Source organism: Pseudescherichia sp. (assembly GCF_032052675.1).
In the GTDB taxonomy this organism is placed as follows: Bacteria; Pseudomonadota; Gammaproteobacteria; order Enterobacterales; family Enterobacteriaceae; genus Pseudescherichia.
Genome location: NZ_DAMBWA010000025.1, coordinates 1 through 22,339, shown reverse-complemented (window position 1 = coordinate 22,339; position 22,339 = coordinate 1). Strand labels below are relative to the sequence as shown.

The following is a 22,339-nucleotide window of genomic DNA, read 5'->3' as shown; positions in this document are numbered from 1 at the left end:
TGGAGCACCTCAAAAACACCATCATACACTAAATCAGTAAGTTGGCAGCATCACCGGCCGGGCTGTGGGAATGAAACCCGATAATGTGCTTGATAAATTCTGGCCCCAGATGACAGCGGAAAGAATAATCTCAAGATCAACCTATCATGACGGAACGCAGGAAAGAATTGAACTGATTGAGATCCTGAGCGACATTATTTCCATGACGAGATAATGTGTTAAAATAATCGCAGCTGCATATATTCCGGTCCACAGCAAAGGACCGGAGTATAGAATATAAAAAACCCGAAATTAATCGGGTTTTAATTATTTAACGTTTAACAGGATCCCGTGCCCGGGAGTGATTTAAAATTACGCTTATCATGGCGTTTTTGCAATCTTTATTTTTGACTGCCAAGCCATTTATTCATCTGCTCGATTTCACCTTTCTGAGCTTTAATGATGTCCTGCGCAAGCTTTCTCATTTCGGGATCTTTTCCGTATTTAAGCTCGGTCTCAGCCATTGCTATTGCTCCTTCATGGTGTGCGATCATACCTTTTGCAAAGGCCTTATCGGGATCGGGCTCATTAACGGCGGCCATCATTTTTTCATGCATGTCTTTCATGCCAGCCATATATTCCTGTGACGATGCCGATGAGTGCATATCTGACATTTTCATTTCCGAATGTTCGGCAGAAATTGCTGGCAGGGATAACATTAATATAACAAAAAGGGTGTTTTTGATTTTCATTTAATAAATCCTTTTCAGGTAGGTACCGGTTAATTGTAGCTGAGTCATATAAAAAAGCCCCCTGATGGGGGCAAAAATGTCACAACATATCCGGTTAAGGAATAATCTATCAAGGAAAGGGTAAAAAGCACGGATACTACAGTCGCATTCAGCCTACATTGATCATGCGGCGGTGCGCTTCGGCCATGGCCTGATGTGGGCCGGACTGACCGTTATTCATGAATTCATGGGCAACCGCTGCTCTTTCATGCTCATCCATCGCCGCGTAAGACGTTGAAGGGACGGTCGTGGATACTGTGTTATTTCCCATCATCTTCTGATGACTTTCCACCATTTTCTGGTGCGCATCTGCCGATCCGTTCGTCATGGTTTCATGAGCAATAATGGCCTGTTCATGCTGGTCCATACCGGTCATACGGGGAGCAGTCCCCTGGATCCCGACAGGAGCCGCAGCAGACTGCATCTGGTGAGCAGGGGCCTGTGCATTGTTGACGCGCTCATGGATATTCACGGTTTCAGTGGCCCAGGCCGAAGAAATTAAACCAAAGCCCAGCAAAGATGCTAATACGATATTTTTCATGATAACTCTCCATTTCTCAATTAATGATGTCCGGGGAAGTACAACCGGTGTTTTCAGTTTCATAACTTAAACAGGTTCGGCAGTTCTTATTTCTCCGGGAGATGGCTGGATATTCATTCCTGGCGTACTCTGACGCCGGGTATTGATGAAGCAATCCAGCCTTCCTGATAAGTTGCACTAATTATATCGAATGGCTTCTGTTTGCTGCATGACAGGCTAATGACATCTTTGTCATTTAAATCTTTATTCTCAGTGTTGGGGATCCGGAATCATTTTCTCCAGTCTGGGTACGGATAAAATAAAACGTGTCGAGCGTATATCCGATTCCACATGCACTCTTCCGTGATGTGCTTCCACGATTGACTTCACAATCGCAAGACCGATGCCGCTGCCTTCTCCTTTTCGTTGTCTGGACGGATCCACCCGATAAAAACGGTCAAACAGCCTTGATAAATGCTCTTCAGGGATTGGTTTCCCCGGATTTTCAATCACAAGGTCAAAAAAGCTCCCCTGTTTTCTTATTGAGACGGTGATTGCCTGTCCCTCAGGGGTATAACGCAGGGCATTGGATAACAGATTATTGATCGCTCTTCTAAACATTTGTGGATCTCCCTCGACCAGACAGGGCATCCCGTTAAATTTGAGCGTGATATTGCGTTCTTCGGCCCAGGCTTCGAAAAACTCGAAGACTTTCATGACTTCCGCTCTGAGGTCAAACATGACCCTGTCAGGTATCAGCTGATTATTATCTGCCTGTGCCAGGAACAGCATATCGCTGACCATTTTGGTCATCCGGTTATACTCTTCAAGACTGGAATAGAGGACATCCTCAAGTTCCCTCTGTGTTCGATCCTGACTCAGTGCGATTTCAGTCTGCGTCACCAGATTGGTGATTGGCGTTCTGATCTCATGCGCGATATCGGCAGAGAAATTGGCCTGGCGGGTAAAGACATCCTCAATCTTTCCAATCATATGATTGAACGAGATAACCAGTTGCTCCAGCTCAATGGGAACGCGTGTCGGTTCCAGTCGCGCATCAAGATTCTCGGAGGTGATGTTTTTAATGGCATTGCTGACATTACGAAGGGGCAGGTGCCCCTGACGGACAGCGATTCGAATGATCAGAACAATCAACAGGCTTATCACGACGGCAATCGCAATCAGGTTCTTTTTCAGCGCATCGAGGTAATGGAGATGGAAATTAATGGATAGGCCAGTCAGCATGACATAGTTCTGCTGTTTGCCCTGAAATATCGCCTGACCAGAGGAGGCGATAATCCTGTATGTTTCCATCTTCATTTCGGACCCGGTATCCATCGGTCCCGCAGGATCCTCCACCGTCCAGAGAAAGACATCCCGTGCGCGGCTGTGCTCGCTAAAATCTGCTGAATTCACTGCCGGGCGTAGTGCCGCCCCCTGAGCTGAGCTAAAGAGCACTTCACCCCTGGGATTGAGGAGCAAAAGGGCAACGTTGCGGTAGCTGGCAATTGATTCCTTTATTTTGCTTATTTTTTTATCATCCGGATCCACCGGGGACTGCAGTATACGGTTCAGTGTGGTGCTGATTTGTTGAAGATCGCTGACATCCTGCTCGGCAAAATGATTTTCAACAGAATGCAGCATAAACCAGGTGAAGGCGATAAAAGCCAGTATCGTGGACAGGCTGATAAAAAAGGTCAGCCGCAGAGCGAGTGAGAAAGGGCGTCTGGAAGGTTTGCTATGCATCCGGGACCTCCAGCATGTAGCCCACGCCCCGGACTGTCTGGATCAGCTTTGTCTCGTAATCGTTGTCTATTTTAGCGCGGAGTCGCTTTACTGCGACATCGATCGCATTAGTGTCGCTGTCAAAATTCATGTCCCAGACCTGAGAGGCAATCAGGGAGCGGGGAAGAACCTCTCCCTGATGGCGAATGAAGAATTCCAGCAGGCTGAACTCTTTACTGGTGAGCACAATGCGGTTTCCGGCGCGACTGACTTTTCTGGATACGAGATCAATCGAGAGGTCAGCCACCTTAAACTGGCTTTCCGTGATCATCGTGTTTCCCCGCCTCAGAAGGGTTCTCACCCGGGCGAGCAGTTCGGCAAACGCAAAGGGTTTAACCAGATAATCGTCCGCACCCAGTTCCAGTCCTTTGACCCTATGTTCGATCGTGCCGAGGGCTGTCAGCAGTAAGACCGGCATACCCTTTCCGGCAGTGCGCAGCATGCGGATGATATCCCAGCCGTTCACATCAGGTAGCATGATATCCAGAATGACTAAATCATACTCGGCTGTCATGGCGAGATGATATCCGGTAAGACCATTATCAGCGTGATCCACTACGAACCCTGCCTCTGTAAGCCCTTTGCTGAGATATTCACCTGTTTTAATTTCGTCTTCGACGATCAATATTTTCATCTTGCTCCCCGGCTGGCTGCTAATGTCATTCTATTGCGCCCACGATCGTTATCAACGGATTACAGCAAAAATGACAACATTGTCATTATCCTGTCACTCGGCAAACAGAGAGCGTTAGGTAAAGTACCCCTATCAATACTCTGGACTTCATTTGAACCATTTACCAGGTCTGCCTGGACGAGAAGCGTTATGTTCAAATTAAAATTACTCAGCATTAGCACGATATTCATCCTGGCAGGCTGCGTGTCGCTTGCGCCTGAATATCAGCGGCCCGCAGCACCGGTACCCCAGCAGTTTTCACTGTCCCATAACAGCCTGACGCCAGCGGTAAATGGCTATCAGGATACGGGCTGGCGTAACTTTTTTGTCGATCCCCAGGTTACCCGGTTGATCGGTGAAGCTCTGACTAATAACCGTGATTTGAGAATGGCTGCCCTGAAGGTTGAAGAGGCCCGAGCCCAGTTCAACGTCACGGATGCAGATCGTTACCCCCAGCTGAATGCCTCATCCGGGATAACATACAGCGGTGGTCTGAAAGGTGACAAGCCGACCACACAGGAGTACGACGCGAGACTGGAGCTCAGCTATGAGCTCGATTTTTTCGGCAAACTTAAGAACATGAGTGATGCTGACCGCCAGAACTACTTTGCCAGCGAAGAAGCCCGTCGGGCCGTACACATCCTGCTGGTCTCCAACGTTTCACAGAGCTATTTCAGCCAGCAACTGGCGTACGAACAACTCCGTATTGCGCGGGAAACGCTGAAAAATTATGAACAGTCCTATGCTTTCGTTGAGCAACAGCTCGTGACCGGGAGTACGAACGTTCTGGCACTTGAACAGGCGAGAGGACAAATCGAAAGTACCCGCGCCGAAATAGCCAAACGAGAAGGCGATCTGGCTCAGGCAAACAATGCCCTGCAACTGGTGCTGGGAACGTACCGCGCACTTCCGTCAGAAAAAGGGATGAAAGGCGGGGAGATCGCACCAGTAAAATTGCCACCAAATCTATCTTCACAAATTTTGCTGCAGCGACCGGATATTATGGAAGCGGAATATCAGCTGAAAGCGGCTGATGCCAATATTGGCGCAGCGCGAGCGGCCTTTTTCCCCTCCATTACCCTGACCAGTGGTCTTTCCGCAAGCAGTACGGAGCTGTCAAGCCTGTTTACGTCAGGAAGTGGAATGTGGAATTTTATCCCTAAAATTGAAATTCCTATTTTTAATGCTGGCAGGAATAAAGCCAATCTGAAGCTGGCTGAAATTCGCCAGCAACAATCGGTGGTTAATTACGAACAAAAAATTCAGTCAGCCTTTAAGGATGTTTCCGACACGCTTGCGCTGCGCGACAGCCTTAGCCAGCAACTTGAGTCACAGCAGCGTTATCTTGATTCACTTCAGATAACTCTCCAGCGTGCCAGAGGATTATATGCAAGTGGTGCTGTCAGTTACATCGAAGTGCTGGATGCAGAACGTTCCCTCTTCGCTACGCAGCAAACCATTCTCGATCTTACCTATTCCCGACAGGTTAACGAAATTAATCTGTTTACCGCGCTGGGTGGCGGTTGGGTAGAGTAAATTTATTTAATTAATCAGGAAATTAAAAATGCGTAATTCACTTAAAGCCGTTTTATTTGGTGCCTTCTCTGTCATGTTTTCTGCCGGTCTTCATGCTGAAACACATCAGCATGGCGATATGAATGCTGCCAGTGATGCTTCGGTACAGCAGGTTATCAAGGGCACCGGTGTCGTTAAAGACATTGATATGAATAGTAAAAAGATTACCATTTCGCACGAAGCAATCCCTGCTGTGGGCTGGCCTGCAATGACCATGCGCTTCACTTTTGTTAATGCAGACGACGCTATCAATGCCCTGAAAACCGGCAACCATGTCGATTTCTCGTTTATTCAGCAGGGCAATATCTCCTTACTCAAAAGCATTAACGTTACGCAATCCTGATTATCAGTCCGGAGCGAATACATCCAGTGCGCCTGAACATTCATTAAGGGATTACTGTGAATGAATGATCGGGCGCATATGCCAGGTGTTTTGATTTTTCAGCGAGAAATTGTATGGCTTCTTTAAAGATAAAATATGCTGCAATAATTATCAGCAGCCTCATAGCAGGAGGGCTGATATCGGTTACTGCCTGGCAGTATGTAAACTCATCACAAAAAACAGTACAAACCGAACAAAAGGCACCGGAGCGAAAGGTACTTTTCTGGTATGACCCGATGAAACCGGATACCAAATTTGATAAACCCGGAAAATCTCCCTTTATGGATATGGACCTGGTGCCAAAATATGCTGATGAAAGCGGCGATAAAAGCAGTGGCGGGATCCGTATCGATCCAACGCAGGTTCAGAATCTGGGATTAAAAACGCAAAAAGTCACGCGAGGAATGCTGAATTATTCTCAGACAATCCCGGCTAATGTCAGTTACAACGAGTATCAGTTTGTCATTGTGCAGGCGCGCTCTGACGGTTTCGTCGAAAAAGTGTATCCCCTGACGATTGGCGATCATGTGAAGAAAGGCACTCCGCTTATCGATATCACCATTCCTGAATGGGTTGAGGCACAAAGTGAGTTCCTGCTGTTATCCGGTACAGGCGGTACGTCAACCCAGATAAAAGGGGTTCTGGAGCGACTTCGTCTAGCTGGTATGCCGGAAGAGGATATTCAAAGGCTGCGTTCAACCCGCACAATCCAGACCCGTTTTACCATTAAAGCACCTATTGATGGTGTCATTACTGCGTTTGACCTGCGCACCGGAATGAATATTTCGAAAGATAAAGTAGTGGCTCAGATTCAGGGGATGGACCCGGTCTGGATCAGCGCTGCAGTGCCAGAATCTATCGCATATCTGCTGAAAGATACGTCGCAGTTTGAAATTTCGGTACCGGCTTATCCGGATAAAACATTCCATGTCGAAAAATGGAACATTCTTCCCAGCGTGGATCAGACAACCCGTACGCTTCAGGTCCGTCTCCAGGTTTCTAATAAGGATGAGTTTCTCAAGCCGGGCATGAATGCCTATCTGAAACTGAATACCAAGAGCCAGGAGATGCTGCTGATACCAAGCCAGGCCGTTATCGATACCGGCAAAGAACAGCGCGTGATTACTGTTGATGATGAAGGCAAGTTTGTGCCGAAACAGATCCACGTTCTGCATGAATCACAGCAACAGTCCGGCATTGGCTCCGGCCTGAATGAAGGCGATACCGTGGTGGTCAGTGGCCTGTTCCTCATTGACTCCGAAGCCAATATTACGGGCGCGCTGGAACGTATGCGCCACCCTGAAAAAACAGAAAACAGTATGCCAGCAATGTCTGAGCAGCCTGTAAATATGCATTCAGGGCACTGAGGAGACGACGATGATTGAATGGATTATCCGGCGCTCTGTCGCCAACCGTTTCCTGGTCATGATGGGCGCACTGTTTCTCAGCATCTGGGGCACATGGACGATAATTAACACGCCGGTCGATGCGCTGCCTGACCTGTCAGATGTGCAGGTCATTATTAAAACCAGCTATCCCGGACAGGCCCCGCAGATTGTAGAAAACCAGGTCACCTATCCGCTTACCACCACCATGCTGTCCGTACCTGGCGCAAAAACCGTGCGTGGCTTTTCACAGTTCGGTGATTCGTATGTGTATGTCATTTTTGAAGACGGCACCGATCTGTACTGGGCCCGTTCGCGCGTGCTGGAATACCTGAATCAGGTTCAGGGCAAACTGCCTGCGGGTGTGAGCTCTGAAATCGGCCCGGACGCCACGGGAGTGGGCTGGATATTTGAATATGCCCTTGTCGATCGCAACGGAAAACACGACCTTTCAGAACTGCGCTCTCTGCAGGACTGGTTCCTGAAATTTGAGCTGAAAACCATCCCGAACGTGGCTGAGGTCGCTTCGGTTGGCGGCGTGGTGAAACAGTACCAGATTCAGGTCAATCCGGTAAAACTGTCCCAGTACGGTATCAGCCTGCCCGAAGTGAAACAGGCACTTGAATCGTCTAACCAGGAGGCCGGTGGCTCATCCGTTGAAATGGCCGAAGCGGAGTATATGGTCCGTGCCAGCGGTTATCTTCAGAGCATTGATGATTTTAATAACATCGTCCTGAAAACAGGTGAGAACGGCGTGCCGGTTTATCTGCGGGATGTTGCCCGCGTGCAGACCGGGCCCGAAATGAGGCGTGGTATTGCCGAGCTGAACGGCCAGGGAGAAGTCGCTGGCGGCGTGGTGATCCTGCGGTCGGGTAAAAATGCGCGCGACGTTATCACGGCAGTGAGGGATAAACTGGAGACGCTGAAGGCCAGCCTGCCGGAAGGCGTTGAAATCGTGACCACCTACGATCGCAGCCAGTTAATCGACCGGGCGATTGATAACCTCAGTTCCAAACTTCTGGAAGAGTTTATCGTGGTGGCCATCGTCTGTGCTCTGTTCCTGTGGCACGTACGTTCTGCCCTGGTGGCGATTATCTCTCTGCCGCTTGGCCTGTGTATCGCCTTTATCGTCATGCACTTCCAGGGACTGAACGCCAATATCATGTCGCTGGGAGGGATAGCGATTGCCGTCGGTGCGATGGTGGATGCCGCCATTGTGATGATTGAAAATGCGCACAAACGGCTTGAGGAGTGGGATCATCAGCATCCGGGTGAGCAGATTGACAACGCCACCCGCTGGAAGGTGATTACCGACGCCTCCGTGGAAGTGGGACCCGCGTTGTTCATTAGCCTGCTGATCATCACCCTGTCCTTTATTCCTATCTTTACCCTGGAAGGGCAGGAAGGTCGTCTGTTTGGCCCGCTGGCATTCACGAAAACGTACTCCATGGCGGGAGCGGCCGCACTGGCCATCATCGTCATTCCTATTCTGATGGGATTCTGGATCCGGGGGAAAATTCCTGCCGAGACAAGTAACCCCCTGAACCGGGTGCTGATCAAAGCGTATCATCCTTTGCTGCTGCGGGTCCTCCACTGGCCAAAAACAACCCTGCTGGTTGCGGCCTTGTCCATTTTCACGGTTATCTGGCCACTGAGTCAGGTGGGCGGTGAATTTCTGCCGAAGATTAACGAGGGCGATCTGCTGTATATGCCGTCGACCTTGCCTGGCGTCTCTCCGGCAGAAGCTGCAGCGCTCCTGCAGACAACAGACAAGTTAATCAAAAGCGTTCCTGAAGTGGCTTCTGTATTTGGCAAGACCGGTAAAGCAGAGACCGCAACGGATTCCGCGCCGCTCGAAATGGTGGAAACCACGATCCAGCTCAAACCTGAGGATCAGTGGCGTCCCGGCATGACAATTGACAAGATTATTGATGAACTCGACAGGACAGTCCGTTTACCGGGTCTGGCAAACCTCTGGGTGCCGCCTATCCGTAACCGTATTGATATGCTCTCAACCGGGATCAAAAGCCCGATAGGTATCAAAGTGTCCGGGACTGTTCTGTCCGATATCGACGCGACGGCGCAGAGTATCGAGGCGGTAGCCAAAACCGTGCCTGGCGTGGTGTCTGTCCTGGCTGAGCGACTTGAGGGCGGGCGCTACATCGATATCGATATCAACCGGGAGAAAGCCTCCCGCTACGGGATGACGGTAGGTGATGTCCAGCTGTTCGTCTCTTCAGCAATCGGAGGTGCTATGGTGGGTGAGACGGTTGAAGGGGTGGCCCGGTACCCTATTAACATTCGCTACCCGCAGGATTACCGGAACAGTCCGCAGGCGCTGAAACAGATGCCGATCCTGACCCCGATGAAGCAGCAGATCACGCTGGGCGATGTCGCGGATATTAACGTCGTTTCTGGACCAACCATGCTGAAAACCGAAAATGCCCGGCCAGCCAGCTGGATTTATGTTGATGCCCGCGGCAGGGACATGGTGTCGGTGGTTAACGACATTAAGACGGCCATCAGCGAGAAAGTGAAACTGAGACCGGGAACCAGTGTGGCATTCTCCGGACAGTTTGAACTGCTTGAGCATGCCAACAAGAAACTGAAGCTGATGGTGCCGATGACGGTGATGATCATTTTCATCCTGTTGTATCTGGCATTCCGCCGGGTTGACGAAGCCCTGCTGATCCTGATGAGCCTGCCGTTCGCCCTGGTTGGCGGAATATGGTTCCTGTACTGGCAGGGCTTCCATATGTCAGTGGCGACCGGAACCGGGTTTATCGCCCTGGCCGGGGTGGCAGCAGAGTTTGGCGTGGTCATGCTGATGTATCTGCGTCATGCCATTGAAGCGCACCCGGAATTGTCCCGTAAAGAGACGTTCACACCGGAAGGTCTTGATGAAGCCCTCTATCATGGTGCCGTACTGCGTGTCCGGCCGAAAGCCATGACCGTGGCGGTGATCATTGCGGGTCTGCTGCCAATACTCTGGGGAACCGGCGCAGGTTCAGAAGTCATGAGCCGTATTGCTGCGCCAATGATTGGTGGGATGATCACGGCTCCGCTGCTGTCCCTGTTCATTATTCCTGCCGCCTACAAATTAATCTGGCTGCGCAGACATAAAAAAAGCGTGTCATAACCCTGAAAGGGCGCCCCCAGTGGGCGTCCTTCTGCACTGATTCACCCTGACGTCAGGGTTTATATCGATAATATACAGAGGTGAGTATGAAAAAAGTGGTTCTAATGGCCCTGGCTCTCGGCCTGTCACTGCCTGCAATGGCGAGTGAAAAAGTCATTGATATGTACAAATCTGAAAACTGTGGCTGTTGTTCCCTGTGGGGCAAAGCGATGGAAAAAGACGGGTTCGAAGTGCGAACTCACGTCATGAATGATCAGGCGCTGTCAGCCCTGAAAGAAAAGCATGCTGTTCCTGCTGGACTACGAAGTTGTCATACCGCGGTTGTAGGTAATTTGATCATTGAAGGCCATGTGCCTGCGGCAACGATACATAAGGCCATGCAGTCTGGTTCGGGTATATACGGTCTCGCCACCCCCGGTATGCCAGCAGGAAGTCCGGGAATGGAGATGGGGGCCCGAAAAGAGGCTTACGATGTTATCGCATTCTCACCGGAGGGCAGTAAAAAAGTCTTCCAGCGAATCGAATAGTCAGCGGAACGGCTGATAACGGGACGCCGGCAGCAGGCACTCTTATGCCGGCGGCATTCGTGGTAATCGCATCCATGACATATCCTGAAGACAGAAAATGCTTCAGATATGCATAAGGAGAGTTACTGTGAAAAATGACAATGCAGTGGAACATAACAACCAGACTGCTTCTGAGCAGACATCATCCCCGGACGAGAGTCACGCATTGCATAAGGTGAGAGATCCCGTGTGCGGGATGGTCATCCTGCCTGACAAGGCGCACAGCAGCATTCGATACCAGGACCATCAGCTTTATTTCTGCTCCGCCAGCTGTGAGAGCAAATTTAAAGCCCATCCCGATCATTATTTTACCGAAGATGCCAGTGAACATCACCATCACCACGACCACCATGAAGTCAGCCCTGATAAGATAAAACAGTCTCACCGCCAGGCGGAGAAAGAGATTTCTGAAGGTGTGTGGACATGTCCGATGCATCCGGAGATACGCCGTAGTGGTCCCGGAAGCTGTCCTGTCTGTGGAATGGCACTGGAGCCGCTCGTAGCTACGGCATCCACGGGGACGAGTGATGAACTTCGCGACATGACAAGACGCTTCTGGCTGGGGTTGTTGCTGGCGTTTCCGGTTCTGATACTCGAAATGGGTTCTCATCTGTTTCCCGCTTTGAGGAATACAGTACCGCCACAGTACAACACATGGCTGCAGTTACTTCTGGCCTCTCCTGTCGTTTTGTGGTGTGGCTGGCCATTCTTCGCCCGGGCCGGAATGTCGTTACGTAACCGCTCCCTGAATATGTTTACCCTTGTTGCAATGGGGACCGGCGTAGCCTGGGTTTACAGCGTCATTGCAACCGTCTTCCCCTCCTGGTTTCCTGCATCGTTCAGAAACATGGATGGCCTGGTGGCCATTTATTTTGAAGCCGCAGCTGTTATTACGGTGCTTGTTCTGCTGGGACAGGTCCTTGAATTGCGGGCAAGGGAACAAACCTCAGGTGCCATTACTGCGCTTCTTAACCTTGCCCCCAAAACCGCCAGGCGGCTGGATCAAGACGGTCATGAAACGGATATTAATGCGGAAGATGTCCTGCCTGGCGATAAGCTCCGCATCAGACCTGGAGAGAGTATTCCGGTCGACGGTATCGTGGTCGAAGGCAAAACAACCGTTGATGAATCGATGGTGACCGGGGAATCTATGCCTGTTACCAAAACGGAGGGTGACCCTGTCATCGGGGGGACCATTAATCAGACAGGTAGTCTTATCATCCGTGCAGAGAAAGTCGGTGATGAAACGATGCTCTCACGAATTGTTCAGATGGTCGCTGATGCACAGCGTTCGCGGGCCCCCATCCAGAGAATGGCTGACAGCGTTTCAGGCTGGTTTGTTCCTCTGGTGATACTTATCGCGGTTGTTGCTTTCATGATCTGGTCTGTCTGGGGGCCCGAGCCCAGGATGGCGCACGGTCTCATTGCGGCTGTGTCGGTCCTGATTATTGCCTGTCCCTGCGCGCTGGGGCTGGCCACGCCGATGTCGATAATGGTGGGGGTGGGCAAAGGAGCCCAGGCCGGGGTGTTAATCAAGAATGCCGAAGCCCTTGAGCGTCTTGAAAAAGTGGACACGCTGGTTGTCGACAAAACAGGCACGCTCACGGAAGGTTCGCCGACGGTGACAGGGATTATCAGTCTCAATCCGGGTGGGGAAACATCTCTTTTGCGTGTAACGGCCGCAGTGGAAAAAGGCTCGCAGCATCCGCTGGGTATGGCAGTAGTTAAAGCAGCACAGGAAAAGGGGATCGCAATACCCGCAGTCACTCATTTCAATGCGCCGTCGGGTAAAGGTGTCTCAGGCGATGTCGAAGGTCAACGGGTTGTTATTGGTAATGAACTGGCTATGCAGGAAAACAGTATCGTTATTGATAATCAAAAGGCCGTTGCGGATACGTTGCGGATGGAAGGCGCTACCGTTATCTATGTGGCCACAGACGGGCACCTTGCAGGCCTGATAGCTATCTCGGATCCCGTGAAAGCAACCACGCCGGATGCGCTTAAAGCTTTGCGTCAGGCGGGGATCCGCATCGTTATGCTCACCGGGGATAACCAGCTTACCGCTGAAGCAGTCGCACGGAAACTGGGAATAGATGAGGTTGAAGCCGGGATTCTGCCGGATGGCAAAAAAGCAGTGATAACCCGACTGAAAGCGTCTGGCCATGTGGTTGCGATGGCCGGAGACGGTGTGAATGATGCCCCGGCGCTGGCAGCGGCTGACGTGGGTATAGCCATGGGAACGGGTACAGATGTGGCAATTGAAAGTGCCGGAGTCACCCTTCTCAAAGGCGACTTGATGATACTGAACAGGGCCCGTCATCTGTCAGAAATCACCATGAAAAATATCCGACAGAATCTGTTTTTTGCATTTATCTACAACGCACTTGGCGTGCCTGTGGCTGCAGGTCTGCTTTATCCTGTGTATGGAATACTGCTGTCGCCAGTTATTGCGGCGGCGGCCATGGCTCTTTCCTCCGTCAGCGTCATTGTGAATGCGTTGCGTCTGAAAAGTGTCAGGCTCGGGAAATAACACTGAGTGAAGGGGCTGTTACGAACAGAAGGAGTCCAGTATGAAAAGTACCACCTATGCGCTTATTGCTGTCGCCGCGATCGCGGCATTTGCCCTCCTGCGCGAACACTGGTCACATGTGGCAGGTTACTGGCCATATCTGTTATTGCTGGTCTGCCCGCTAATGCATCTTTTCCACGGCCACGGAGGGCATGGAGATCATCAACATCAAGGAAGTGAAAACGATAAAAAAAATTAATCCGGCAGACGGGGCCGCGTCGCGGCCCCGTTATCAGTCCAGGTATCGTTCGTAGTCTCTGGCATGCGCAAAGGCATGCTGTTCAAGTTTGTTATCAGCGGGTGCCGCTGCCCGGAACGCCAGTGAGTTAACAGGATTGTTATTGATGACCAGCTCGTAATGCAGATGAGGACCGGATGAACGTCCGCTGTTACCGGATAACGCAATAGCGTCTCCCCGGGTAACCCTGGCCCCTTTAGTAACGAGTATTTTATTGAGGTGGAGATAGCGAGTTTTAACACCGGCTTTTCCCGTTACTTCAACAAAATATCCCATGGTACTGTTGTATTCGGCCCGGGTGATTTTTCCGTCGATGACGCTGACTATTTTCGTGTTCATGGGCATGGAATAATCAATGCCATTATGGGGACTCACTTTTCCCGATACCGGGTTAAGTCTTGCAGGATTGAAAGGCGAACTGAGTCTTGCTGTGGCCGGTAACGGATAATCGAGACTGCCTTTCCCGGAAGTATCGGAAAGGTTATAGAACTTTTTATCTGATATACGATACGCCGTGTAATTAAATGAACCGGACGTAAATTTATAGGCCACGACACGTGATTTTCCCGCTTTCTTTTGCAGTACGAGTTTTAATGATTCATTTTTTTTCAAATGCCGCAGATTAAACCGGGAAGGCAAGGAGCGCTGAAGAGTAGCGATCTCGTTCGATTCCAGCCCCGAGCGGGTGGCTGAAAGGTAGGCATTTTCTTTTACGACATCGGTAGAATACATTTACTGGAATTCGCCGTTAGCATGAACACTGCGGCGTATGCTAGGGGTTTTCAGGAGGCGTGTCATCTGTCAGTTAATCGGGAGCACCGTTGATGGTCGTCATTTTTGTAACATATCTTGTTTCCCGTTTGCTCCTGAAGCTCTGGGAACTGTATGACCAGCCCGACGGTGATGATTAACGGGACTGAAACAGGTTACGGCAGAGCAATATGGGGCTCATGTCCTGCTACGTAACCCGTCAGTAAAGCCCTGCTGCGCACCTGACGCTAAGCACTAACCCGCCTGCAGTTACCTGGTCGAATACAGCCCGCGAAGCTTTCTTGCCTGCGTCTGATGTGCTTCCGCACCGGCATTATTGACCTGCTCATGCACGAGAGCGGCTTTTTCTCCGGCATTCAGTTCGTTAAAAGAAGAAGACGAGGTCTTTGAATTTGCATCACTGCCGGACAGCATTTTTTTATGTTCCTCAATCATTTTCTGATGCGCATAGGACGCGCTGTTGTTCATAAATGAATGAGCAACAATGGCCCTTTCATGTTCATTCATTTCAGAGAATGAGGGCGTGTTGTTTTTATTAACCCTGTCCGGTAAGTTTTCATGCGTCGAGGAATTCACATGACTGACGGCTGAGGCATTATTAACAAATCGATGTGCTTCATGGGCAATATCACTGGACTGAGCAAAAGCTGCCCCACAAAATAAAGCTGTAAACGCAGTGGTCGTGATTAATATATTCATGTGTAATTACCTTCTGAGGTACATAAAAGATGTCCTTATGATCATATATAAAAATAATCAACCTGTGGGGAAGATGACGTAAATGTAATACAGCTATGTACATTACACGATTGTAATGAATTTGTTTCTTAAGGTGTGCTAGATTCATTTCATTGTAGTGGATGAACCAGTAATTTAATTTAAATCGGTTCTCGAATTCTGTCAGTAACCATACTTTAAATAAGGGAATGCGCATGCTGTTGAAAACGTCTCGACGAACTTTCCTGAAGGGGTTAACCCTCTCTGGCGTAGCCGGAAGTCTTGGCGTATGGAGTTTCAATGCGCGTTCCAGTCTGAGCCTGCCAGTTGCCGCATCCCTGCAGGGTACTCAGTTTGACCTGACCATTGGTGAAACGGCCGTCAATATCACGGGCAGTGAGCGTCAGGCCAAAACAATCAATGGAGGCCTGCCGGGGCCCGTTCTTCGCTGGAAAGAAGGTGACACCATTACCCTGAAGGTCAAAAACCGTCTTAATGAACAGACGTCCATTCACTGGCACGGCATTATTCTTCCGGCCAATATGGATGGTGTTCCGGGGCTGAGTTTTATGGGCATAGAGCCTGATGATACCTACGTTTACACCTTTAAGGTTAAGCAGAACGGGACTTACTGGTACCACAGCCATTCCGGTCTGCAGGAACAGGAGGGGGTATACGGTGCCATTATCATCGATGCCAGGGAGCCAGAACCGTTTGCTTACGATCGTGAGCATGTGGTCATGTTGTCTGACTGGACCGATGAAAATCCTCACAGCCTGCTGAAAAAATTAAAAAAACAGTCGGATTACTACAATTTCAATAAACCAACCGTTGGCTCTTTTTTCCGCGACGTGAATACCAGGGGGCTGTCAGCCACCATTGCCGATCGGAAAATGTGGGCTGAAATGAAAATGAATCCGACTGACCTCGCGGATGTCAGTGGCTACACCTACACCTATCTCATGAACGGGCAGGCCCCGCTGAAAAACTGGACCGGACTGTTCCGTCCCGGTGAAAAGATACGCTTACGGTTTATCAACGGCTCGGCAATGACCTATTTCGATATCCGTATCCCCGGGCTGAAAATGACGGTCGTGGCTGCAGATGGCCAGTATGTAAACCCGGTTACCGTTGACGAATTCAGGATTGCCGTTGCCGAAACCTATGATGTCATTGTGGAGCCTCAGGGTGAGGCCTATACCATCTTCGCACAATCCATGGACAGGACCGGTTACGCTCGAGGGACACTGGCCACGAGAGAGGGGTTAAGTGCTGCCGTTCCCCCCCTCGATCCCCGTCCTCTGTTGACCATGGAAGACATGGGTATGGGGGGAATGGGACATGATATGGCAGGAATGGACCACAGCCAGATGGGAGGCATGGATAACAGCGGAGAGATGATGTCTATGGACGGTGCTGACCTTCCGGATAGCGGGACATCCTCCGCGCCCATGGATCACAGCAGCATGGCCGGTATGGATCATTCCCGGATGGCCGGAATGCCGGGTATGCAAAGTCATCCTGCGTCAGAAACGGATAACCCACTGGTTGATATGCAGGCGATGAGCGTCTCTCCGAAATTAAATGATCCGGGTATTGGTCTTCGAAATAACGGAAGAAAGGTTCTCACGTACGCGGATTTGAAAAGCCGCTTTGAGGATCCTGACGGACGTGAACCTGGCCGTACCATAGAACTGCATTTAACCGGCCACATGGAAAAGTTTGCCTGGTCATTTAACGGAATCAAGTTTTCAGATGCCGCACCGGTGCTGCTGAAATACGGTGAGCGGCTCAGGATCACGCTGATCAACGATACCATGATGACTCACCCCATTCACCTGCATGGTATGTGGAGCGATCTGGAAGATGAAAACGGTAATTTCATGGTTCGTAAACACACAATAGATGTTCCCCCTGGTACAAAACGCAGTTACAGAGTGACAGCAGATGCGCTTGGCCGCTGGGCGTATCACTGCCATTTGCTCTATCACATGGAAATGGGAATGTTTCGTGAAGTCCGGGTGGAGGAATGATGCGAATGAAGAGAAATTTGAAGGCCATACCTGTTCTGGTCGCCGGTTTGTTTACCTCACAGCTTTCTATTGCGGCGGGCTCCGTCTCTGCAGATCCCCACGCCGGGCACGACATGTCTGCCATGCAGATGCCAGCAGATGAGAATTTCACTGAGATGACGTCAATGGAGCCCATTGTAACTGAGAGCAGAACGCCAATTCCGCCTGTTACCGATGCCGACCGGAAGGCTGCATTCGGCAATTTACAGGGGCATGCGATTCACGACAGTGCGATTAATTATCTGGTTCTGCTGGATCAACTGGAATGGCAACGGTCGGATAACACCAACAATTTCAGCTGGAGTGTTAACAGCTGGATTGGAGGCGACACAGATCGGATTTGGCTAAAGAGTGAAGGTGAACGAAGCAATGGGGAAACGGAGGCGGCTGAAGCGCAGTTACTCTGGGGACATGCGGTTGGCCCATGGTGGGATTTGGTTGCGGGTGTCAGGCAGGATTTCAGACCTGCTTCTGCCCGGACCTGGGCTGCTGTCGGTTTTCAGGGGCTGGCACTCTATAATTTTGAGTCTGAAATTTCGGGTTTTGTCAGTAATGGCGGAAAAGCAGCCCTTCGTCTGGGAGGAGAATACGACGTTTTACTGACTAACCGGCTCATACTCCAGCCATCCTATGAGGTGAATTTCTACAGTCAGGATGATGAATCGCGGGGTCGCGGCAGGGGACTGACTGACACAGAGCTGGGGCTCCGGCTGCGCTATGAAATACGCCGTGAGTTTGCACCCTATATAGGCGTTTCCTGGAATCAACTTTACGGGAAAACATCCGATATGGCGAAAAGAGAAGGTGAGAAAGACCATCAGGTAGTATTCCTGGCGGGAGCCAGAATCTGGTTTTAACGCACTGATATAAAACACTCAACTAAACAGGTAAATAAAATGTCGATTTTAAATAAAGCCATTCTTACAGGTGGCCTCGTTATGGGCGTTGCTTTCTCTGCTATGGCCCATCCGGAATTAAAAAGCTCTGTGCCACAGGCTGATTCAGCCGTAGCGGCCCCGGAAAAGATTCAGCTTAATTTCTCGGAAAATCTGACCGTGAAATTCTCAGGTGCAAAATTAACGATGACGGGTATGAAAGGCATGTCATCACATTCTCCGATGCCGGTCGCGGCAAAAGTGGCGCCAGGCGCTGACCCTAAATCGATGGTCATTATTCCGCGAGAGCCTTTACCCGCTGGCACTTATCGTGTTGACTGGCGCGCGGTTTCTTCAGATACGCACCCTATTACCGGTAATTACACCTTTACAGTGAAGTAATATTATGAACGACCTGATTATGATTGTTATTCGTTTTCTTCTTTATCTGGATTTGATGGTAATATTTGGATTGCCATTTTTTCAGATATATGGAATAAGCGGTGTCAGACATGAAACCTATAACCTGACTAATTTCAGGTCGTTTATAACCTTTGCTGTTGTTACAGGCATCATTCTTACTGGCATTAATATGCTCCTGGTATCTAATGCCATGAGTGGAGTAACTGACCTCAGAGAATTATCCATCCATGTTATCGAGATGGTGATAGAAGAAACTGATGTGGGTATTAGCTGGATTGTCAGGCTCTGTGCCCTGTTTACCACACTCGGTGCTTTGTTCCTTTACACTAATAAGAGAGTATTGTCCTGCCTGCTGATGACGATGAGTGGGGGCGTGGCGCTGGCTACACTTGCCTGGGGAGGACACGCCGTTATGCATGACGGTCTGCATTACTATCTCCATTTACTGAGCGATCTGACCCATCTCGGCGCTGCAGGTGCCTGGACAGGTGCTCTGGTTGCATTTGCTATCCTGCTGATGCGCAGAAACGAGCATAATGCACAGAGCGTCATTGTGATATCTGACTCCCTGGCAAAATTTGCCACGGCAGGAACGGTGATTGTTGTAGCCCTGATCCTGAGTGCGCTGGTCAACTATCTGTATATTGCTGAGGGTAACTTAACTCCCTTATTCAACAGTTCCTGGGGGAGGATATTGCTTGCCAAGACGGCTCTGTTTGTTCTGATGCTTCTTCTGGCTGCAGCAAACCGGTTTCACCTGGGTCCCCGGCTTGAAGTTATGGTCAGGGAAGGGAATTATGATCGCAGCGTTGCCCTGATGCGAAACAGCATCCTGACAGAATTCGTTGTTGCGATTATCATTCTGGGCGCCGTAGCGTGGCTCGGAATGCTTGCTCCGTCTCAGGTCAGCTAGGGGACAGCCAAAGCTCATGCGTGAGATTTTTACTTTCATATCAGCGAGTTGACCATGCAGCGTATTTTAATCGTTGAAGACGAACAAAAAACAGGTCGTTACCTGCAGCAGGGACTGGTTGAGGAAGGCTATCAGGCCGATCTCTTTAATAATGGCCGCGATGGTCTCGGGGCCGCGTCGAAGGGACAGTATGATTTGATAATACTGGACGTGATGCTGCCTTTCCTCGACGGGTGGCAAATCATCAGCGCACTGAGGGAGTCCGGGCACGAAGAACCGGTCCTGTTTTTAACCGCAAAGGACAACGTGCGGGACAAAGTGAAAGGACTGGAGCTTGGCGCAGATGACTACCTGATTAAGCCCTTTGATTTTACGGAGCTGGTTGCACGTGTAAGAACCCTACTGCGCCGGGCACGCTCGCAGGCCGCAACAGTCTGCACCATCGCCGATATGACCGTTGATATGGTGCGCCGGACCGTGATCCGTTCGGGGAAGAAGATCCATCTCACCGGTAAAGAATACGTTCTGCTTGAGTTGCTGCTGCAACGCACCGGAGAAGTGTTACCCAGGAGTCTTATCTCGTCCCTGGTCTGGAACATGAATTTTGACAGTGATACGAATGTGATTGATGTCGCCGTGAGACGTCTGAGAAGTAAAATTGATGATGACTTTGAGCCAAAACTGATCCATACCGTTCGCGGTGCCGGATATGTCCTGGAGATCAGAGAAGAGTGAGGTTCAAAATTTCCCTGACCACACGCCTGAGCCTGATTTTTTCTGCGGTGATGCTTACGGTATGGTGGTTATCAAGTTTTATCCTGATTAGCACCCTTAATGGCTATTTCGATAATCAGGACCGCGATTTTCTGACAGGTAAACTTCAGCTCACCGAAGAGTTTCTTAAAACAGAGACGTTCAGGAACAAAACGGATATTAAGTCATTATCAGAAAAAATAAACGATGCGATGGTGGGGCACAATGGCTTATTCATTTCTATAAAAAACATGGAAAATGAAAAAATTGTTGAACTCTATGCCAAAAATTCTGTTGTTCCAGCGGTCCTGCTTAATAAGTCGGGTGATATTCTCGACTATATGATCCAGACGGAAGAAAATAACACCGTGTACCGCAGTATCTCGCGGCGGGTTGCCGTGACGCCGGAACAGGGTAAAAGCAAACATGTCATCATTACGGTTGCCACGGATACTGGGTATCACACCCTGTTTATGGACAAACTCAGTACCTGGCTGTTCTGGTTCAATATCGGTCTGGTCTTTATTTCTGTTTTTCTGGGCTGGCTGACCACACGTATTGGTCTGAAACCGCTACGGGAAATGACCAGTCTGGCTTCCTCCATGACCGTACACAGCCTGGATCAGCGTCTAAATCCCGATCTGGCTCCGCCGGAAATCTCTGAGACCATGCAGGAGTTCAATAATATGTTTGATCGCCTGGAGGGGGCATTCCGGAAACTGTCAGATTTCTCGTCTGACATCGCGCATGAGCTGCGCACACCAGTCAGTAATCTGATGATGCAGACGCAGTTTGCACTGGCTAAGGAAAGGGATGTTTCGCATTACCGCGAAATTTTATTCGCTAACCTGGAAGAACTGAAAAGGTTGTCACGAATGACCAGTGACATGCTTTTTCTGGCACGTTCAGAGCATGGTCTGCTGCGGCTGGATAAACATGATGTGGATCTGGCAGCCGAACTGAATGAATTACGTGAGTTGTTCGAGCCCCTGGCAGACGAAACAGGAAAGACAATCACGGTTGAAGGAGAGGGCGTTGTTGCCGGAGACAGCGATATGCTCCGACGTGCTTTCAGTAACCTGCTTTCCAATGCAATCAAGTATTCTCCCGATAACACCTGTACAGCGATACACCTTGAGCGTGACAGTGACTGTGTGAACGTGATGATTACGAATACGATATCCGGCCAGGTTCCCGCTAATCTGGAACGTTTGTTTGACCGGTTCTATCGCGCAGACTCATCAAGGTTCTACAACACGGAAGGCGCGGGGCTGGGATTATCAATTACAAGGTCGATCATTCATGCTCACGGCGGCGAGCTGTCAGCAGAACAGCAGGGGCGGGAAATTGTGTTCAGTGTGCGTCTGTTAATGGATTAATACCGTTATTCAGGAGAAACCCGGAAGGTGACAAAAATGTCATCGTTCAGTCACGCGATAAACAGAGGCGGTTTTTTATAATCAGCCATAAATCAGGACAGCGTGATAATTCAATCGCCCGGTTCCTAGCATGATGATCAACCAGCCCTGAGATCAAATGCTTTCTCTGTTATAAGCATTGATTGTTCGGGTATGAAAACACCGGAGACCCAACCATGAAAAAGATCCTTGTATCCTTTATTGCCATGATGGCTGTCGCTTCATCTGCCTGGGCTGCAGAGACAATGAACATGCATGACCAGGTAAATAATGCCCAGGCGCCTGCCCATCAGATGCAATCATCCGCTGAAAAAAGTGCAGTTCAGGGGGAGAGCATGAAAATGATGGATATGAGCGGTCACGATCAGGCCGCAATGTCCCATGAAATGATGCAAAACGGCAATTCTGCTGCCCATCAGGACATGGCTGAAATGCATAAAAAAATGATGAAATCCAAGCCAGCAGCTTCTAACGAAACAGCAAAATCATTTTCCGAAATGAACGAGCATGAGAAAGCCGCTGTTGTGCATGAGAAGGCGAATAATGGTCAATCTTCCGTTATTCATCAGCAGCAGGCTGAAAAGCATCGCAGCCAGATCACCCAGAATTAACCCGCAGCTCCACTTGTTAGACCCTCATTTGACGCCGAAGTCACTGGCTTACGCTCCCGTCCGGGAGCGTTTTTTTAACTCTCTCATAAATTTTCAACTGTCAAGGGAATGGCATTCATCTGACCAACGGGTGATGCTGCCAACTTACTGATTTAGTGTATGATGGTGTTTTTGAGGTGCTCCA

General features: G+C 49.9%; 20 protein-coding genes and 1 pseudogene. 15 read left to right on the top strand and 6 right to left on the bottom strand.

The features are described 5' to 3' along the window. Positions 1-49: 49 nt before the first annotated feature. A pseudogene (locus RTX96_RS20685) lies at positions 50-214 on the top strand (ATP-dependent endonuclease); the annotation flags it as partial. A 166-nt stretch (positions 215-380) separates the two neighbouring features. On the opposite strand, the gene RTX96_RS20680 reads toward RTX96_RS20685, so the two are convergent. From RTX96_RS20680 to silR, 4 genes are all read right to left on the bottom strand, one after another. Then, the gene (locus RTX96_RS20680; protein ID WP_006785879.1) at positions 381-731 is read right to left on the bottom strand and encodes a DUF305 domain-containing protein; all 351 of its coding nucleotides are present in this window, start codon (positions 729-731) and stop codon (positions 381-383) included. 148 nt (positions 732-879) lie between these two features. Next, complete coding sequence (silE, locus tag RTX96_RS20675; RefSeq protein WP_006785880.1) at positions 880-1,311, bottom strand: silver-binding protein SilE; 432 nt, start codon at positions 1,309-1,311, stop codon at positions 880-882. Between the two features lie 249 nt (positions 1,312-1,560). Beyond that, positions 1,561-3,036, bottom strand: coding sequence for a copper/silver sensor histidine kinase SilS (gene silS / locus RTX96_RS20670; protein ID WP_000555738.1), 1,476 nt, complete (start codon positions 3,034-3,036; stop codon positions 1,561-1,563). Then, on the bottom strand, positions 3,029-3,709 hold the full coding sequence (gene silR / locus RTX96_RS20665; protein WP_000697968.1) for a copper/silver response regulator transcription factor SilR: 681 nt from the start codon (positions 3,707-3,709) through the stop codon (positions 3,029-3,031). The genes silS and silR overlap by 8 nt, the downstream gene beginning before the upstream one ends. A gap of 189 nt (positions 3,710-3,898) precedes the next feature. On the opposite strand from silR, the gene silC reads away from it, so the two are divergent. The 7 genes from silC to RTX96_RS20630 all read left to right on the top strand — a co-directional run bounded on the left by silC (position 3,899) and on the right by RTX96_RS20630 (position 13,563). Then, positions 3,899-5,284 (top strand): Cu(+)/Ag(+) efflux RND transporter outer membrane channel SilC, encoded by a 1,386-nt coding sequence (silC, locus tag RTX96_RS20660; RefSeq protein ID WP_000475503.1) that lies wholly within the window; start codon positions 3,899-3,901, stop codon positions 5,282-5,284. Between the two features lie 28 nt (positions 5,285-5,312). Next, a complete protein-coding gene (gene cusF, locus RTX96_RS20655; protein ID WP_001246153.1) occupies positions 5,313-5,666 on the top strand; it encodes a cation efflux system protein CusF in 354 nt (117 codons plus the stop codon). Between the two features lie 113 nt (positions 5,667-5,779). Further along, the gene (silB, locus tag RTX96_RS20650) at positions 5,780-7,072 is read left to right on the top strand and encodes a Cu(+)/Ag(+) efflux RND transporter periplasmic adaptor subunit SilB (protein ID WP_001485328.1); all 1,293 of its coding nucleotides are present in this window, start codon (positions 5,780-5,782) and stop codon (positions 7,070-7,072) included. A gap of 10 nt (positions 7,073-7,082) precedes the next feature. Next, positions 7,083-10,229 (top strand): Cu(+)/Ag(+) efflux RND transporter permease subunit SilA, encoded by a 3,147-nt coding sequence (gene silA / locus RTX96_RS20645; protein WP_000574021.1) that lies wholly within the window; start codon positions 7,083-7,085, stop codon positions 10,227-10,229. A gap of 86 nt (positions 10,230-10,315) precedes the next feature. After that, complete coding sequence (locus RTX96_RS20640) at positions 10,316-10,756, top strand: DUF411 domain-containing protein (protein ID WP_002436620.1); 441 nt, start codon at positions 10,316-10,318, stop codon at positions 10,754-10,756. Between the two features lie 97 nt (positions 10,757-10,853). Next, on the top strand, positions 10,854-13,325 hold the full coding sequence (gene silP / locus RTX96_RS20635; RefSeq protein ID WP_129244003.1) for an Ag(+)-translocating P-type ATPase SilP: 2,472 nt from the start codon (positions 10,854-10,856) through the stop codon (positions 13,323-13,325). Positions 13,326-13,365: 40 nt separating this feature from the next. Next, entirely contained in the window at positions 13,366-13,563 is a 198-nt protein-coding gene (locus tag RTX96_RS20630) for a DUF2933 domain-containing protein (protein ID WP_000843497.1), read from the top strand. A gap of 33 nt (positions 13,564-13,596) precedes the next feature. Here RTX96_RS20630 and RTX96_RS20625 read toward each other — a convergent pair whose 3' ends face one another. Together RTX96_RS20625 and RTX96_RS20620 are read right to left on the bottom strand one after the other, a co-directional pair. Further along, the gene (locus RTX96_RS20625; protein ID WP_004118669.1) at positions 13,597-14,334 is read right to left on the bottom strand and encodes a peptidoglycan DD-metalloendopeptidase family protein; all 738 of its coding nucleotides are present in this window, start codon (positions 14,332-14,334) and stop codon (positions 13,597-13,599) included. A 288-nt stretch (positions 14,335-14,622) separates the two neighbouring features. Then, positions 14,623-15,072, bottom strand: a complete 450-nt coding sequence (locus RTX96_RS20620; RefSeq protein WP_001023257.1) for a copper resistance protein — start codon at positions 15,070-15,072, stop codon at positions 14,623-14,625. 233 nt (positions 15,073-15,305) lie between these two features. Here RTX96_RS20620 and pcoA point away from each other — a divergent pair, with 233 nt between their 5' ends. The 7 genes from pcoA to pcoE all read left to right on the top strand — a co-directional run bounded on the left by pcoA (position 15,306) and on the right by pcoE (position 22,155). After that, positions 15,306-17,123, top strand: coding sequence for a multicopper oxidase PcoA (pcoA, locus tag RTX96_RS20615; RefSeq protein ID WP_000925242.1), 1,818 nt, complete (start codon positions 15,306-15,308; stop codon positions 17,121-17,123). Between the two features lie 5 nt (positions 17,124-17,128). Further along, entirely contained in the window at positions 17,129-18,019 is an 891-nt protein-coding gene (gene pcoB / locus RTX96_RS20610) for a copper resistance outer membrane transporter PcoB (protein WP_006785895.1), read from the top strand. A gap of 39 nt (positions 18,020-18,058) precedes the next feature. Continuing rightward, a complete protein-coding gene (gene pcoC / locus RTX96_RS20605) occupies positions 18,059-18,439 on the top strand; it encodes a copper resistance system metallochaperone PcoC (protein ID WP_000025662.1) in 381 nt (126 codons plus the stop codon). A 55-nt stretch (positions 18,440-18,494) separates the two neighbouring features. After that, entirely contained in the window at positions 18,495-19,373 is an 879-nt protein-coding gene (pcoD, locus tag RTX96_RS20600) for a copper resistance inner membrane protein PcoD (protein ID WP_229692861.1), read from the top strand. Between the two features lie 54 nt (positions 19,374-19,427). Beyond that, a complete protein-coding gene (gene pcoR / locus RTX96_RS20595; protein WP_001188930.1) occupies positions 19,428-20,108 on the top strand; it encodes a copper response regulator transcription factor PcoR in 681 nt (226 codons plus the stop codon). Next, the gene (gene pcoS, locus RTX96_RS20590) at positions 20,105-21,505 is read left to right on the top strand and encodes a copper resistance membrane spanning protein PcoS (RefSeq protein ID WP_006785898.1); all 1,401 of its coding nucleotides are present in this window, start codon (positions 20,105-20,107) and stop codon (positions 21,503-21,505) included. The genes pcoR and pcoS overlap by 4 nt, the downstream gene beginning before the upstream one ends. Before the next feature lie 215 nt (positions 21,506-21,720). Continuing rightward, positions 21,721-22,155 (top strand): copper resistance system metallochaperone PcoE, encoded by a 435-nt coding sequence (pcoE, locus tag RTX96_RS20585; protein ID WP_004388336.1) that lies wholly within the window; start codon positions 21,721-21,723, stop codon positions 22,153-22,155. The last annotated feature ends 184 nt before the right edge of the window (positions 22,156-22,339 follow it).